A 14,839-nucleotide genomic window follows, 5' to 3' on the forward strand; every position below is an offset into this window, starting at 1 on the left:
TCAGTCCACGGCGCCCAGCGTCAGCAGCCGGGTCCGGGCGAGCAGCCCCACCGCCCGGCCCTCCTCGGTGACCACCGCGTGCTCGGCGCCGGCGGTGAGCAGCGCGCCGAGCGCGTCGTACGCCGAGTCGCCGAGCGCCACAGTGGGCAGGCCGGTGCCGCCGTCGGCCGGGAGCGGGTCGAGCACCGCGCGGGTCACCGGGGTGACAGCGAGCCGCCGGATGCCCCGGTCGGCGCCGACGAACTCGCGGACGAAGTCCGAGGCGGGCGAGCCGAGCAGCACTGCGGGTGTGTCGTACTGCTCCAGCCGGCCGCCCTCGGACAGCACCGCGATCCGGTCGCCCAGCCGGACCGCCTCGTCGAGGTCGTGGGTGACCAGCACGATCGTCTTGCGTACCTCGGCCTGCAAGCGCAGGAACTCCTCCTGAAGGCGGGTCCGGACGATCGGGTCCACGGCCGAGAACGGCTCGTCCATCAGCAGCACCACCGGATCGGCGGCCAGCGCCCGGGCCACGCCCACCCGCTGCCGCTGCCCGCCGGACAGTTCGTGCGGGTACCGCCGGCCGAACTGCGCCGGGTCCAGACCGACGAGTTCCAGCAGCTCACCGACCCGGTCCCGGGTCCGCTGCTTCGGCCAGCCCAGCAGCCCCGGCACGGTCGCCACGTTCGCGGCGACGGTCTGGTGCGGGAACAGGCCGACGTTCTGGATGACGTAGCCGATGCGGCGGCGCAACGCCACCGGGTCGACCCGGGTGACGTCGTCGTCGCCGAGCAGGATCCGCCCGTCGGTCGGCTCGATCAGCCGGTTGATCATCCGCAGTACCGTCGACTTGCCGCAGCCGGACGGGCCGATCAGCACCACCAGTTCGCCGGCCGCGACCTCCAGGCTCAGCTCGCGTACCGCCTCGGTGCCGTCCGGGTACCGCTTGCGGATGCGCTCCAGCGTGATCGACGCCGCGCCGCCTCCGGCGGTGCCTCCCGGGGTACCGTCCACGTGTGTCCCTCCACCTGAGCTACCGGGCCGACCCGGGTAATCCGTGGTTCTCCTGGCAGTACGTGCGGGACAACTCTGACACGATCCTCGCCGCGCTGCGGGAGCACACCTCGCTGACCGCCCGGGCCGTGGTGATCGCCGCGCTGGTGGCGCTGCCGCTCGCGGTGCTCGCGTACTGGTTCCGGTCGCTGTCGGCCCCCATCCTGGCGGTGACCGGGGTGCTCTACACCGTCCCGTCGCTGGCGCTGTTCGCGTTCCTGGCGCCGTACCTGGGCATCGGCGCGATCACCGTGCTCACCGTGGTCGCGCTGTACGCGTTGCTGGTCATCGTCCGCAACGCGCTGGCCGGGCTGACCCAGGTGCCACCGGAGGTGCGCGAGGCCGCCGAGGGCATGGGGTACGGCAGGTGGGGCCGGTTGTTCCGGATCGAGCTGCCGCTGGCGTTACCCGGCATCCTCACCGGCGTGCGGCTGGCGACCGTGTCCACCGTCGCGCTCGTCACAGTCGGGGTGGTGGTCGGCCGGGGTGGGCTCGGCCAGCTCATCTTCGCGGGCTTCCAGAACAACTTCTACAAGGCGCAGATCATGACCGGCACGGTGCTGTGCGTGCTGCTGGCGCTGGTGCTCGACCTGGTGCTCGCGGGCGTGGGCCGCCTGCTCACCCCCTGGCTGCGCGGGAGGTCCGCCCGGTGAACCCCGTCGAGCAGGCAGTGGTCTGGCTGAACGACCCGCTGAACTGGACCAACCCCGGCGGCGTGCTGGACCGCCTCGGTGAGCACCTGAGCATGTCCGCGCTGGCGGTGCTGCTGGGCTGCCTGGTGGCCTGGCCGATCGGGCTCTGGCTCGGGCACAGCGGCCGGGGCGGCGGGCTGGTCCTGCTGGTCTCCAACGTCACGCTGGCGATTCCGACGCTGGCGCTGCTGACCATCCTGCCGCTGACGTTCCTCGGTTTCGGCCGCCCGGCCGTGGTGGTGGCGCTCGCGGTCTTCGCGGTGCCGCCGCTGCTGGCCAACGCGTACACCGGGGTGCGGCAGGCCGACCCGGAGGCCCGGGACGCGGCCCGGGGGATGGGCCTGTCCGGCGGGCAGGTGCTGCGCCGGGTGGAGCTGCCGCTCGCGGTGCCCTACCTGGCGGCCGGCTTCCGTACCGCGGCGGTGCAGGTGGTGGCCACGGCCGCGCTCGCCTCCTTCGTCAACGGCGGTGGGCTGGGCCAGATCATCCGGGCCGGGTTCGGGCTCGACATCGCCGCCGGCGGCGGGCAGATCATCGCCGGCGGGGTGCTGGTGGCCGGGTTGGCCCTGCTCGTCGAGGGGGTGCTCGCGCTGGTGGAGCGGTTGGTCACGCCCCGCCCGCTGCGCCGCGTACGCCGGCGGGCGAGCCGCCGCGCGACGGCGGCGACGGCCGGCGGCTGAGCCGTCGGTGACGATCAGGTGACGAAAACCGCTCCGAGTTTGTCGGTCGGGTCCGGAAGATATTGGCTGGAGTCGCGGGTGGCCGTCCGGATCGCCCGTCGGACACGCGGCCGGCCCGGCAGGGTCGCGCCGGGACACGGAAGGCGGGCACTGATGCGCGCGCGTACGACACTGGCCGCGGGGGCGCTCGGCGCACTCACCGCGGCTGTTCTCCTCACCGGCTGCGGCGACGCCGGCTCGTCCGGCACCGACGCGCCCGAGCAGGGCGCCTCGGGGGCGGGCTGTGCGCCGGTGGCGGGTGACCAGCTCGTCGTCCTGACCGACGACAAGAAGCTCCAGAACACCGACAACGTCATCCCCGCGATCAACGCGAAGGCGGCCACGCCGCAGCTCGTCGCCGCGCTGGACAAGGTCTCCGCGAAGCTCGACACCCCGAAGCTGATCCAGCTCAACCGGGCGGTCGACGTCGACCGCAAGACGCCCCAGGTCGCGGCGCAGGAGTTCGCCTCCGCCAACGGCGTGACCGACGGGATCGAGAAGGGCCCGGGCGGCCAGATCACCGTCGGCGCCGGCAACTTCAGCGAGAGCCAGACCATCGCCGAGCTCTACAAGATCGCGCTCACCGCGGCCGGCTACCAGGTCAAGGTGCAGACCATCGGCAACCGGGAGCTCTACGAGCCGGCCCTGGAGAAGGGGCAGATCCAGGTCGTCCCGGAGTACGCCGCCACCATGGCGGAGTTCCTCAACACCAAGGCCAACGGCAAGGACGCCCAGCCCGTCTCCTCGCCGGAGCTGGACAAGACGGTCGCGGCGCTGACGACCGAGGGCGAAAAGGCGGGCCTGGCCTTCGGTCAGCCGTCCCAGGCGCAGGACCAGAACGCGTTCGCGGTCACCAAGGCGTTCGCCGACAAGTACGGCGTCTCCACGCTCTCCGAGCTGGCCGCCAAGTGCTCCGGGCAGGCCACCGTGCTGGCCGGGCCGCCGGAGTGCCCGCAGCGGCCCAAGTGCCAGGCCGGTCTGGTCGAGGTCTACGACTTCAAGGCCGGCTCGTTCAGCTCGCTGGACGCGGGCGGCCCGCAGACCAAGAACGCGCTGAAGACCGGCTCGGCGAGCGTCGGCCTGGTCTTCTCCTCCGACGCGGCGCTGGCCGCGAGCTGACGCACCACCGCCGGCCGGCGCCACGCGTGCCGGCCGGCGGCACGGCGGCCCTGTTCGACGGGCCGCCCATCGAGTGGTGCCGACCCGTTCCCCTCCGGTGGAACTCTCGGTAGTCTGCTCAGCCATGCCCGCCTCGGTCGCGCCCGCCGACAAGAGCACGCCCACCCTGCTCACCGTCCTGTTCTGGGTCGGTGTGGGGCTGGCGCCCCTGGCCGCGCTCATCCTGCTGATCGCCGACGGCAACGGCTCCCTCCGGTTCGGCGCCGTCCTGGCGATCCTCGCCGTCGTGCTGATCGGTCTGTCCATCGCGCTGCGACCGGAGGGCGGTTCCGGGGGCGCGGCCGCCGAGGAGATGCGCGAGGAGTTGGCGCAGCTCCGGCGGGAGCTGCGGGCCGAGATCGTGGCGGCCGCCCAGCGCGGCAACCAGGCGCTCGACCAGGCACGCCGGGCCGAGGAGGTGGCCGGCGCGGTACGGCACCGGCTCGACGCGGCCGCCGCCGGACTGGCCTCCGCACCCGCGTCCGCCTCCGTCTCCGTGGCCCCCTCCGCGTCGGCGCCGGAGCGCCCGAGCGGCGCGGCCCGGGTGCCGGTCACCGGCACGCCCGACGTCGGCCGGGCGCATCCGGCCGGCCGGGACGACGACGAACCGGCCCGGTCGGCGTACTCCGGCGGCCGCTACGGAACCGACCACGACGCGGACCCGCCTCGGACCGGCCACCACGACGCCGACCCGCCTGCGGTTTCCCGCTACGACGCCGACTCGCCTGGGGGCGGCCGTTACGACGTCGAACCGCCTCGGGCAGGCCGCTACGACGCCGAGCCGCCCCGGACCGGCCGCTATGACGCCGAGCCGCCGTCGCGTGCGGGCCACTACGAGACCGAGCACCCCCGGGCCGGCCGCTACGACTCCGAACCGGCGCGGGCCGGTCGGCACGACGCCGGACCGTCGCGGGCCTCAGCGCGTCCCGACCAGCCGGCGAGCGGGGTGTACGGCGCGGCGCGGGTGTCCGACCCGGTCGTCCGCCCGGAGACCCGCCCGGTCGGCGTGGTCCACCACACCGAGACGGTGCACGTCACCACGCGGCACACGATCGTCGGCGGTGGTGAGTCGTCCGGCACCCGGTACGGCGGATTCCCCGGCGGCTGGCCGGACGAGGAACGGTCCCGGGGCACGGACCCGGCCGACCACTGGCGCGCGGGACAGCGCGACCCGGGCGACCGGTCAGGCCACCGCGCCGGGTCCGACGACGGTGGCCGCCGCGCCGGGCCGGACGACGGCGGCTGGGGCGGCGGGGCCGGCGACGACGGGCACTCGTGGACCGACCCCGGGCGTCCTGCTGCCGAGCATCCGTGGGCGGGTGTCGGCCGAGCCGCCGCCGCGGAACAGGGCTGGTCCGGGCGTACCGCAGGGGAACAGGGCTGGTCGGGGCGTACCTCCGGGGGCGGCTGGTCGGGCGACCAGGGCCGGACGGCGGCCGACGAGCAGCGACCCTGGTCCGGCGGCGGTGACGACCGGGCCGGGCGAGCGGCGAGCGCCTGGCCGACGGGCGCGGCAGACGTACCGGAGGCCCAGGCCGGGGACCAGTGGTCCGAGATGCGTGCCGGCAACCGGTGGGCCGCGGTCCGCGACGACGGTGCGGGCCGGGAGATCCGGCTCGGGGAACGGCGGGCCGCCGTGCACGCCGACGGTGGCGGCACGGAGTACCGGGTCGAGGACCGGTGGGCGTCGGTACGCGGCAGCGGACCGGACGCGAGCGCGCCGGATGCACCGGACGCCCGATGGTCCGGGGAGAGCCACCCGGCGCTGCCGGCCGGCGGGGTGCCGGTGCCGGACGAGTGGCGGCCGCCGACGCAGCGCAGCGGCCAGCCGGAATGGCGCCAGCCACCCCCGGAGTGGCGTCAGCCCGAACCGGAATGGCGCCAGCCGGAACCGGAGCAGTGGCGCCGGCCCGAGCCGGAACGGCGTCAGCCCGAACCGGAGCAGTGGCGTCGGCCCGAGCCGGAATGGCGGCCGGCGGAACCGGAGTGGCGCAGCCCGGAGCACGGTGGGCACGGCCGGCCGCACCGGGACGACGCCGACCGCTGGCGCTGACCGCAGGCGATCACTTGTCGATGTCGCCCACCACGAAGAACATCGAGCCGAGGATGGCGATCAGGTCCGGCACCAGGCAGCCGGGCAGCAGCGACGACAGCGCCTGCACGTTCGCGTACGAGGCGGTGCGCAACTTCATCCGCCACGGCGTCTTCTCGCCCCGGGACACCAGGTAGTAGCCGTTGATGCCGAGCGGGTTCTCGGTCCAGGCGTACGTGTGCCCCTCGGGTGCCTTCAGCACCTTGGGCAGCCGCGTGTTCACCGGCCCGCTGATCCGGTCCACCCGGTCCAGGCACTGCTCGGCGAGGTCGAGTGAGACGTACACCTGGTCGAGCAGCACCTCGAAGCGGGCGTGGCAGTCACCGGCGGTCTTCGTCACCACCGGCACGTCGAGCTGGTCGTAGGCCAGGTACGGCTCGTCGCGGCGCAGGTCGAGGTCGAGCCCGGACGCCCGGGCGACCGGCCCGGACGCGCCGAACGCGGCGGCGTCGGCGGCGGACAGCACACCGACCCCGACGGTACGGGCCAGGAAGATCTCGTTGCGCCGGATCAGGTTGTCCAGGTCGGGCATGCGGCGGCGTACCTCGGCGATGGCGGCGCGGGCGCGCCCGGTCCAGCCCGCAGGCACCTCCTCCTTCAGGCCGCCGACCCGGTTGAACATGTAGTGGATCCGGCCACCGGAGACCTCCTCCATCACCGCCTGGATGGTCTCCCGTTCCCGGAACGCGTAGAACATCGGCGTGATCGCGCCGATCTCCAGCGGGTACGAGCCGAGGAACATCAGGTGGTTGAGCACCCGGTTCAGCTCGGCCAGCGCCATCCGCAGCCAGGTGGCGCGCTCCGGCACCTCCATGCCCATCAGCCGTTCGACGGCGAGCACCACGCCCAGCTCGTTGGAGAACGCCGACAACCAGTCGTGCCGGTTCGCCAGCACGATGATCTGCCGGTAGTCGCGTACCTCGAAGAGTTTCTCCGCGCCCCGGTGCATGTAGCCGACGATCGGCTCGGCGGCGACCACCCGCTCCCCGTCGAGCACCAGCTTCAGCCGCAGCACGCCGTGCGTCGAGGGGTGCTGCGGCCCGATGTTGAGCACCATGTCGGTGCCGAGCTGCTCACCGCCGGCGCCGGTGCCGACTGTGAGCTCGCGGAGGTCGGCGGCGTCCGTGGTCATGCCCGTCATCGTGCCACGACCGCGTCGAGCGCGACGCCGACCGGCTGGCGCAGCCACAGGTGCCCGCCGAGCCCGGCCGGGTCGGTCAGCTCGGCCGCCGCGGACGCCGTGGCCAGCGCCCGCAGGTAGCCGGCCGGGTCGCGGGAGGCCAGGCTCAGCGGCGGTCGCCCGCCGTCGGCCCCGAGCGCCCGCAGCGCCTCCCGCTGCGAGATCAGGGAGTACGCGCACCGCGCGACCCGCTCACCGGCGGAGGCGACCGCGTCCATGGCGACGTGCGCCGTCACGTCGCAGGACCCGTCCGGAACCGGCGGCACCTGCCGCCCACCCCGGTACCCGGTGAGCGTCCCGTCGAGGGGCCGCGACTCCCGCAGATGCCCGTAGTCCACCGCGAGCGCCAGCCCGCGCGCCACCCGCCCGACGGCCTCCGCCCAGGCCAGATCCCGTCCCACCCCGATCTCCGCCCGCCCACCGGCCGCGCCCGCGCCCCCGACCTCGCCGACGGCGTTGATCAAGGAGTTTGTGTCCTGATCCGGGCCCTCCGCCGCCACAAACTCCTTGATCACCGGGGTGGGGGCCGGGGTGGGGGTGGGGGGCCACCAGTGGGTGAGCCAGGTGGTGTCGGTGGGGGAGGGGGGCGGGCCCACCGTCTCCTGGCCGGTTTTCGGGTCCACCAGGAGGACGCGCCAGCCTGCGGGGGTGTGGACCGCCACGTCCACGGGGACGTTGTCCAGCCATTCCGTGGCCAGGAGCAGGCCGGTGATGCCGTCGGGGATGTCGGGCCGCCAGTCGATCTCCGAGGGCAGGTCCGGCGGGCGGGTGGCTCGTTCCACGGCTACCGGCCTGATCCGGGCGGCCAGCTCGGGTGCGGCCTGGGCCAGCAGCGCCCGGAGCAGTTCGCCCCGGCCCGCACCCACGTCCACCACGTCCAGCCGGGCCGGGTGCCCCAGCGCCGCGTCCACCATCTCGAGCTGCCGCACCAGGCAGGCGGCGAAGACGGGCGAGGCGTGCACGCTCGTGCGGAAGTGCGCGGCGGGCCCGGCGCCGGAGACGAAGAAGCCGTCCGGCCCGTACAGCGCCCGCTCCATCGCGTCGCGCCAGCGCAGCGGGGAGGTCACGTGCCGACCCTACGGGACGTACCCGAACGGGCGGTTTGCCCGCCACCGGAGCGGCCGCTTCGGGCGGTCGGTGAAGGTTTTCACACCTTCTTGTTTCGGGTCTGTCACCCGGGCGCATACTTGCCATCGACCGGTACCCCCTTCGAGGACTGGATCGCTGCCATGAGCGCACCGCTGCGCCCCCGGGCCACCGCTGCCCCGCTCGTCTTCCCGCGTACCCTCACCGTCGGCGTCCTCGGCGCCGGCCGGGTCGGCGCCGTGCTGGGCGCGGCCCTCACCGCCGCCGGCCACCGGGTGGCCGCCGCGTCCGGCGCCTCGGGCGCGACAGGGGCCCGGCTGGCGCTGCTGCTGCCGCAGACCCCGCACCGCGCCGCGTCCGAGGTGGCGCGCGCCGCCACCGACCTGCTGATCGTCGCCGTTCCGGACGACGCGCTCGCGGGCGTGGTCGCGGACCTGGCCGCGAGCGGCGCGCTGCGCCCCGGCCAGGTGGTGGCGCACACGTCCGGCGCGCACGGGCTCGCCGCGCTGGCCCCGGCCGTCGAGGCGGGCGCCCGGCCGCTCGCGCTGCATCCGGCGATGACCTTCACCGGTACGCCGGACGACCTGTCCCGGCTGCCGGGCATCTCCTACGGGGTGACCGCCCCGGCCGAGCTGCGCCCGTTCGCGGCCCGGCTGGTGGCCGACCTGGGCGGCGTGCCGGAGTGGGTCGGTGAGCACGACCGCCCGCTCTACCACGCGGCGCTCGCACACGGCGCGAACCACCTGGTGACGCTCGTCAACGAGGCCGCCGACCGGCTGCGCGACGCCGGGGTGGAGCGGCCGGAGAAGGTGCTCGCCCCGCTGCTGCGGGCCGCGCTGGAGAACGCGCTGCGGCTGGGCGACGACGCGCTGACCGGCCCGGTGTCGCGGGGCGACGCGGGCACCGTACGCCGGCATCTGGACCGGCTGGCGCGGACCGCGCCGGAATCCGTACCCGCGTATCTGGCGTTGGCACGACGGACGGCGGACCGTGCCGTCGCGGTCGGCCGCCTCCGCCCGGCGGACGCGGCCGCGCTGCGGAACGTGCTCGACGGAATCGAGGTGGCGGCCTGATGGCCGAGGTGCTGCACACGCGCAAGGAACTGGCGGCGGCCCGTGAGGCGATGGCCGGCCCGGTCGGCGTGGTGATGACCATGGGCGCGCTGCACGCCGGGCACGAGGCGCTGCTGCGGGCCGCCCGCGAGCGCGCCGGCCACGTGATCGTCACGATCTTCGTGAACCCGCTGCAGTTCGGCCCGAACGAGGACTTCGACCGCTACCCGCGCACGCTCGACTCGGACCTGGAGATCTGCCGCCGGGCCGGCGTGGACATGGTGTTCGCGCCCTCGGTGACCGAGATGTACCCGGAGGGCCGGCCCACCGTGCGGCTCGACCCGGGTCCGCTCGGCGAGGACCTGGAGGGCCTGAGCCGTCCCGGCTTCTTCCACGGCGTGCTCACCGTGGTCATGAAGCTGCTCCAGCTCACCCGCCCCGACCTGGCGTTCTTCGGCGAGAAGGACTACCAGCAGCTCACCCTGGTCCGCCGGATGGTCCGCGACCTCGACGTGCCGGCCGAGATCGTCGGCGTGCCGACCGTACGGGAGCCGGACGGGCTGGCCATGTCGAGCCGCAACCGGTACCTGTCGGCGGAGGAGCGGCAGACCGCGCTGAGCCTGTCCGCCGCGTTGCGGGCCGGTGCGGCGGCGGCCGAGCGGGGCGAGGACGCGGGTGCGGTGCTGGCCGCCGCACACCGGGCCTTCGACGCGCCGGACGCCCGCCTGGACTACCTGGTGCTCACCGACACCGAGCTGGAACCCGGCCCGGTCAGCGGTCCGGCCCGGCTGCTGATCGCGGCCTGGGTCGGCGCCACCCGCCTGATCGACAACACGGCGATCCACCTCGCGCCGCGTCCCTGAACCCCACCACGAATGCGGAAAGGCACCCCGATGTTCCGGACCATGCTCAAGTCGAAGATCCACCGCGCCACCGTGACCCAGGCCGACCTGCACTACGTCGGCTCGGTCACCGTGGACGAGGATCTGCTCGACGCGGCGGACCTGCTACCCGGCGAGCAGGTCGCGATCGTGGACATCACCAACGGCGCCCGGCTGGAGACGTACGTGATCCCGGGCCGGCGGGGCAGCGGCGTGATCGGCATCAACGGCGCCGCCGCGCACCTGGTGCACCCCGGTGACCTGGTCATCCTGATCTCGTACGGGCAGATGGACGACGCCGAGGCCCGCACGTACCGCCCGAAGGTGGTCCACGTGGACGCCGACAACAAGGTCGTCGACCTCTCGACGGACCCGACGACGGCAGCCCCCGGCACCGCCGGAGCCCCCATCCCCAACCCTCTCGCCGCCGCCGCGCGCTGACCCCCTTCGCCGCCTCGCGCCGTTGATCTTGAAGTTGAGGCCCCTCTGTCACCCTTTTTTGGGCGCTTTGCCGGGGCGGCTAGTGCAAGATCGACGGGGCGGACGGGCGGGAAACGCGGTCTGTCACCGGAAGGTCATTTTCGGCTACCCTGGGCGGACCGTCGGGGATCGACGGTCGTCGGCTGGGGGAGGCCGCGATGCGCCGTGCGATGAGCTTCCTGGTCGCCGCGATGGTCGCGAGCGCCGCCCTGACCGGCTGCGCGGGCGCGGGCGGGCTGGACGCCGACCTCACCGACGACTGGGCCCCGATGGCCGCCCCCGGACCGTTCACCCCGGCCGCGGGGGTCTGCCAGGTCGCCGACTTCACAGCGAGCGTCGGCCTGGCCGCGTACGCGCCGGTCGGCTGCGAGCTGCCGCACCGGGTGGAGACGGTGCACGTCGGTGCGTTCACCGCCGACCGGCCCGACCCGCCGCCGCTCACCTCACCCGAGCTGCGTACCGCGTTCGCCGACTGCGACAAGCGGGCCGCCGGGTACGTGGGTGACGACTGGCGTGCCGGGCGGCTCCGGCTGGCGGTGGCGGTGCCGACGGGCATTGGCTGGACGGCGGGCTCCCGCTGGTACCGGTGCGACCTGACCGAGCTGACCACGGTCGAGGCGGCGGCCACCGTGGTCACCCGTACCGGCAGCCTGCGCGACGCGCTCAAGACGCCCTCCCCGCTGCGGCTGGGCTGCCAGCGCACCATCCGGGAGACGGGCCGGGTGCAGCGGCTCACCCCGGTCGACTGCGCCGTCGCGCACGACGCCGAGTTCGTCGGCGTGTGGGCCGCGCCGGACCGCCCGTACCCGAAGAAGCCGGAGGATTGGGTCCCGCTCTACGACGGCTGCTTCGGCGTGATCGCCCGCTACACCGGGGTGCCCGCCGACGCGTTCCTGCGCTACCGCAGCGACGTGGTGGTCCGTCCGCCCGCAGCCGGGCGCTGGGCGGTCGGGGACCGGGGCGTGCGCTGCTACCTGTGGCTCAGCGACCGTACGGTGACCACCTCCCTGAAGGGCGCCGGACCGGCCGCACTCCCGCGCCGGACGAGGTAGCCGAGCGCACTCGTCACGCCCCCGGCGCCCGAGCCGAGTTCGCTTCGGGTTGACTGTGCTCATGGACGTACCCACCGTCGACCTGCCGGCGCTGCCCCGGCTGCTCGCCGCGCCCGCCCCCGGCTGGGTGGAGACGACAGACGTGATCGTGGTCGGCTCCGGCGTGGCCGGGCTGACCGCCGCGCTGCACCTGCGCGAGGCCGGGCTGCACGTCACGGTGGTCACCAAGGTCGACATGGACGAGGGCTCGACCCGCTGGGCGCAGGGCGGGATCGCCGCCGTACTGGATCCGGCGGACACGCCGGACGCGCACGCGTACGACACGGAGGTGGCCGGGGTCGGCCTCTGCGACCCGGCGGCGGTCCGCGCGCTCGTGGCCGAGGGCCCGACCCGGCTGCGTGAGCTGATGCGGATCGGGGCGGAGTTCGACCGCAACCCGGACGGCTCGCTGATGCTGACCCGGGAGGGCGGCCACCGGGCCGACCGGATCGTGCACGCCGGCGGCGACGCCACCGGCGCGGAGGTGCAGCGGGCGCTGCACGACGCGGTCCGCCGCGACCCGTGGATCCGGCTGGTGGAGCACGCCCTGGTGCTGGACCTGCTGCGCGCTCCCGGCGACGGGCCGGGCGGGCTCGGCCCGGCCTGCGGCATCACGCTGCACGTACTCGGCGAGGGCAGCGAGGACGGCGTCGGCGCGATCCTCGGCCGCGCCGTGGTGCTGGCCACCGGCGGGATGGGGCAGATCTTCGCCGCCACCACCAACCCGGCGGTCTCCACCGGGGACGGGGTGGCGCTGGCGTTGCGGGCGGGCGCGGCGGTCACCGACGTGGAGTTCGTCCAGTTCCACCCGACCGCGCTGATCGTGCCGGCCGGCGGGCCGGGCGCGGGGCTGGCCCAGCAGCCGCTGGTCTCCGAGGCGCTGCGCGGCGAGGGCGCCCACCTGGTCGACGGCGACGGCAAGCGCTTCATGGTCGGCCAGCACGAGCTGGCCGAGCTGGCTCCCCGGGACGTGGTCGCCAAGGGCATCCACCGGGTGCTGCTCGCGTCCGGCGCCGACCACGTGTTCCTGGACGCCCGGCACCTCGGCGGCGACTTCCTGGCCCGGCGGTTCCCCACCATCGTGGCGTCCTGCCTGGCCATCGGCGTGGACCCGGCGACCGACCTGATCCCGGTCGCGCCGGCCGCGCACTACGCCTCCGGCGGCGTCCGGACCGACCTGCGCGGCCGCACCTCCATCCCCGGCCTGTACGCCTGCGGCGAGGTCGCCTGCACCGGCGTGCACGGCGCCAACCGGCTCGCCAGCAACTCGCTGCTGGAAGGGCTGGTCTTCTCCCGCCGGATCGCCGAGGACATCGCCGCCGGGCTGCCCGAGCAGGCCCGCCCGGCGGAGACCGGCGCCTGGGTGGGCGGGCCGGGCGCGCTGGTGCCGGCGGCCGGCACGGCGGAGCTGCAACGGGCGATGACCCGGGGCGCGGGCGTGCTCCGGTCGGCGCGGACGCTGGAAGCCACCGCCGCCACGCTCACGGAGCTGGGCGCGGGCCGGGGCGTGCCGCGTACCGCCGACTGGGAGGCGACGAACCTGCTCACGGTGGCGTCGACGCTGGTCGCGGCCGCGTACGCGCGCCAGGAGACGCGGGGCTGCCACTGGCGGGAGGACTTCCCGACCGCCGACGAGCGGTGGCTGGGTCACCTGGTGGCCGAGGTGGGCACGGACGGCCGGGTGGCCGAGCGCTGGGAGGAGATCAACCGATGAGGGAGTCGACGGAGTGGGCGCTGCGGGACGGCGGCCTGGACCCGGAGCGGGTCCGGCACGTCATCGTCGACACGCTGCACGAGGACCTCGGACCCGAATTCCTCGACGTCACGAGCGTGGCCACCATCCCGGACGAGCAGCACGACACGGCCGATCTGGTGGCGCGCGCCGACGGCGTGGTGGCCGGGCTGCCCGTCGCCGCCGCCGTGTTCGAGCTGGTCGGCGAGGTGACCGGCGCGGGCCGTACGGTCGAGGTCTCGCTTGTGGCGCACGACGGGCAGCGGGTGGCGCGCGGCGACGTGCTGGCCACCGTGTCCGGCCCGACCCGGCTGCTGCTGACCGCCGAGCGGACGGCGCTGAACCTGCTGTCCCGCATGTCCGGGGTGGCGACGCACACCCGGGCCTGGGCCGACGCGCTGGCCGGAACGAAGGCGACGGTGCTGGACACCCGCAAGACCACGCCGGGCCTGCGGGCGCTGGAGAAGTACGCGGTCCGGGCCGGTGGCGGCACCAACAAGCGGATGGGCCTGTACGACGTCGCCATGATCAAGGACAACCACAAGGTCGCGGCGGGCGGGATCGCTGCCGCCTTCCGCCGGGTGCGGGAGGCGTTCCCCGACGTCGCGGTGCAGGTCGAGGTGGACACGCCGGCCGAGGCGGTGGAGGCGGTCGAGGCGGGCGCCCGCTTCCTGCTGCTGGACAACATGACCCCGGCGCAGCTGCGCGAGGTGGTGGCGTCGGTGGGCGACCGGGCGGAACTGGAGGCCACCGGCGGGCTGACGCTGCCGATGGCGGCCGAGTACGGCGCGACCGGCGTCGACTTCCTCTCCGTCGGCGCGCTCACACACTCCTCGCCGATCCTGGACATCGCCCTCGACCTGCGTGACGTCTAGGCTGCCGCTGTGCTGCTCTGCATCGACATCGGAAACACGAACACCGTGCTGGCGACCTTCGACGGCGACAAGCTGGTGCATTCGTGGCGGATCAAGACCGACGCCCGTTCCACGGCGGACGAGCTGGGCCTGATGTTCCGCGGACTGCTCGCCGGGGACGCCGTGGAGATCACCGGCGTGGCCGCCTGCTCGACCGTGCCGGCCGCGCTGCGCTCGCTGCGCACCATGCTCGACCGGTACTACGCCGACCTGCCCAGTGTGATCGTCGAGCCGGGTGTCCGGACCGGCGTGCAGCTCGCCATCGACAACCCGAAGGAGGTGGGCGCGGACCGGGTGGTCAACACGCTGGCCGCGTACACGCTCTACGGCGGGCCGTCGATCGTCGTGGACTTCGGCACCACCACCAACTTCGACCTGGTCAGCAGCCGGGGCGAGTTCCTCGGCGGTGCGTTCGCCCCCGGCATCGAGATCTCCTTCGACGCGCTGGCCGCCCGCGCCGCCCAGCTGCGCAAGGTGGAGGCGACCCGCCCGCGGTCGGTGATCGGCAAGAACACCGTCGAGTGCCTCCAGGCCGGGCTCTACTTCGGCTTCGCCGGCCAGGTGGACCGGATCGTCGAGCGGATGTCCGAGGAGCTGGGCGGCGTGAAGGCGGTCATCGCCACCGGCGGCCTGGCGTCGCTGGTGCTCGGCGAGTGCCACACCATCACCCACCACGAGCCGATGATCACGCTGATCGGCCTGCGGATGGTCTACGACCGCAACGTCTGAG

At 74.5% G+C, this 14,839-nt stretch carries 14 protein-coding genes; 11 read left to right on the forward strand and 3 right to left on the reverse strand.

Translation table 11 applies throughout. From position 1 onward, the window contains the following. Positions 1 to 993: an ABC transporter ATP-binding protein gene (locus tag ACN27C_RS10145; protein ID WP_422751010.1), complete on the reverse strand. Its 993-nt coding sequence runs from the start codon at positions 991 to 993 to the stop codon at positions 1 to 3. A gap of 2 nt (positions 994 to 995) precedes the next feature. Here ACN27C_RS10145 and ACN27C_RS10150 point away from each other — a divergent pair, with 2 nt between their 5' ends. From ACN27C_RS10150 to ACN27C_RS10165, 4 genes are all read left to right on the forward strand, one after another. Beyond that, the gene (locus ACN27C_RS10150) at positions 996 to 1,685 is read left to right on the forward strand and encodes an ABC transporter permease (protein WP_120572798.1); all 690 of its coding nucleotides are present in this window, start codon (positions 996 to 998) and stop codon (positions 1,683 to 1,685) included. Then, positions 1,682 to 2,404, forward strand: coding sequence for an ABC transporter permease (locus ACN27C_RS10155; RefSeq protein WP_120572799.1), 723 nt, complete (start codon positions 1,682 to 1,684; stop codon positions 2,402 to 2,404). Before ACN27C_RS10150 ends, ACN27C_RS10155 begins: the two co-directional genes overlap by 4 nt. Positions 2,405 to 2,557: 153 nt before the next feature. Then, a complete protein-coding gene (locus tag ACN27C_RS10160; protein WP_422751011.1) occupies positions 2,558 to 3,562 on the forward strand; it encodes a glycine betaine ABC transporter substrate-binding protein in 1,005 nt (334 codons plus the stop codon). 124 nt (positions 3,563 to 3,686) lie between these two features. Beyond that, positions 3,687 to 5,654, forward strand: a complete 1,968-nt coding sequence (locus ACN27C_RS10165; protein WP_422751012.1) for a hypothetical protein — start codon at positions 3,687 to 3,689, stop codon at positions 5,652 to 5,654. 10 nt (positions 5,655 to 5,664) lie between these two features. Here the strand turns inward: ACN27C_RS10165 and ACN27C_RS10170 are convergent, their stop codons facing one another. Beyond that, positions 5,665 to 6,834, reverse strand: coding sequence for an NADH-quinone oxidoreductase subunit D (locus tag ACN27C_RS10170; protein ID WP_205775963.1), 1,170 nt, complete (start codon positions 6,832 to 6,834; stop codon positions 5,665 to 5,667). Then, on the reverse strand, positions 6,831 to 7,910 hold the full coding sequence (locus ACN27C_RS10175; RefSeq protein WP_422751609.1) for an SAM-dependent methyltransferase: 1,080 nt from the start codon (positions 7,908 to 7,910) through the stop codon (positions 6,831 to 6,833). Before ACN27C_RS10175 ends, ACN27C_RS10170 begins: the two co-directional genes overlap by 4 nt. A gap of 192 nt (positions 7,911 to 8,102) precedes the next feature. On the opposite strand from ACN27C_RS10175, the gene ACN27C_RS10180 reads away from it, so the two are divergent. The 7 genes from ACN27C_RS10180 to ACN27C_RS10210 all read left to right on the forward strand — a co-directional run bounded on the left by ACN27C_RS10180 (position 8,103) and on the right by ACN27C_RS10210 (position 14,838). Continuing rightward, positions 8,103 to 9,032, forward strand: a complete 930-nt coding sequence (locus ACN27C_RS10180) for a Rossmann-like and DUF2520 domain-containing protein (RefSeq protein ID WP_422751013.1) — start codon at positions 8,103 to 8,105, stop codon at positions 9,030 to 9,032. Continuing rightward, positions 9,032 to 9,874 carry a pantoate--beta-alanine ligase gene (gene panC / locus ACN27C_RS10185; protein ID WP_422751014.1) on the forward strand — a complete coding sequence of 281 codons (843 nt, stop codon included), beginning with the start codon at positions 9,032 to 9,034 and terminating at the stop codon, positions 9,872 to 9,874. The genes ACN27C_RS10180 and panC overlap by 1 nt, the downstream gene beginning before the upstream one ends. Positions 9,875 to 9,904: 30 nt before the next feature. Next, positions 9,905 to 10,333, forward strand: coding sequence for an aspartate 1-decarboxylase (gene panD / locus ACN27C_RS10190; protein WP_422751015.1), 429 nt, complete (start codon positions 9,905 to 9,907; stop codon positions 10,331 to 10,333). A 197-nt stretch (positions 10,334 to 10,530) separates the two neighbouring features. Beyond that, positions 10,531 to 11,424 carry a septum formation family protein gene (locus ACN27C_RS10195; RefSeq protein ID WP_422751016.1) on the forward strand — a complete coding sequence of 298 codons (894 nt, stop codon included), beginning with the start codon at positions 10,531 to 10,533 and terminating at the stop codon, positions 11,422 to 11,424. A gap of 61 nt (positions 11,425 to 11,485) precedes the next feature. Next, positions 11,486 to 13,177 (forward strand): L-aspartate oxidase, encoded by a 1,692-nt coding sequence (locus tag ACN27C_RS10200; protein WP_357794437.1) that lies wholly within the window; start codon positions 11,486 to 11,488, stop codon positions 13,175 to 13,177. Next, complete coding sequence (gene nadC / locus ACN27C_RS10205; protein ID WP_422751017.1) at positions 13,174 to 14,070, forward strand: carboxylating nicotinate-nucleotide diphosphorylase; 897 nt, start codon at positions 13,174 to 13,176, stop codon at positions 14,068 to 14,070. Before ACN27C_RS10200 ends, nadC begins: the two co-directional genes overlap by 4 nt. A gap of 9 nt (positions 14,071 to 14,079) precedes the next feature. Next, positions 14,080 to 14,838: a type III pantothenate kinase gene (locus tag ACN27C_RS10210; protein WP_013288955.1), complete on the forward strand. Its 759-nt coding sequence runs from the start codon at positions 14,080 to 14,082 to the stop codon at positions 14,836 to 14,838. Position 14,839: the final 1 nt, after the last annotated feature.

This window comes from Micromonospora sp. WMMD1219 (assembly GCF_049315215.1).
In the GTDB taxonomy this organism is placed as follows: Bacteria; Actinomycetota; Actinomycetes; order Mycobacteriales; family Micromonosporaceae; genus Micromonospora; species Micromonospora tulbaghiae.

Bases quoted from the DNA above. Each gene is read 5' to 3' on its own strand.
- ACN27C_RS10160 (WP_422751011.1), top strand. From the start codon at position 2,558: ATGCGCGCGCGTACGACACTGGCCGCGGGGGCGCTCGGCGCACTCACC.
- ACN27C_RS10165 (WP_422751012.1), top strand. From the start codon at position 3,687: ATGCCCGCCTCGGTCGCGCCCGCCGACAAGAGCACGCCCACCCTGCTC.
- ACN27C_RS10170 (WP_205775963.1), bottom strand. From the start codon at position 6,834: ATGACGGGCATGACCACGGACGCCGCCGACCTCCGCGAGCTCACAGTC.
- ACN27C_RS10175 (WP_422751609.1), bottom strand. From the start codon at position 7,910: ATGGAGCGGGCGCTGTACGGGCCGGACGGCTTCTTCGTCTCCGGCGCC.
- ACN27C_RS10180 (WP_422751013.1), top strand. From the start codon at position 8,103: ATGAGCGCACCGCTGCGCCCCCGGGCCACCGCTGCCCCGCTCGTCTTC.
- panC (WP_422751014.1), top strand. From the start codon at position 9,032: ATGGCCGAGGTGCTGCACACGCGCAAGGAACTGGCGGCGGCCCGTGAG.
- panD (WP_422751015.1), top strand. From the start codon at position 9,905: ATGTTCCGGACCATGCTCAAGTCGAAGATCCACCGCGCCACCGTGACC.
- ACN27C_RS10195 (WP_422751016.1), top strand. From the start codon at position 10,531: ATGCGCCGTGCGATGAGCTTCCTGGTCGCCGCGATGGTCGCGAGCGCC.
- ACN27C_RS10200 (WP_357794437.1), top strand. From the start codon at position 11,486: ATGGACGTACCCACCGTCGACCTGCCGGCGCTGCCCCGGCTGCTCGCC.
- nadC (WP_422751017.1), top strand. From the start codon at position 13,174: ATGAGGGAGTCGACGGAGTGGGCGCTGCGGGACGGCGGCCTGGACCCG.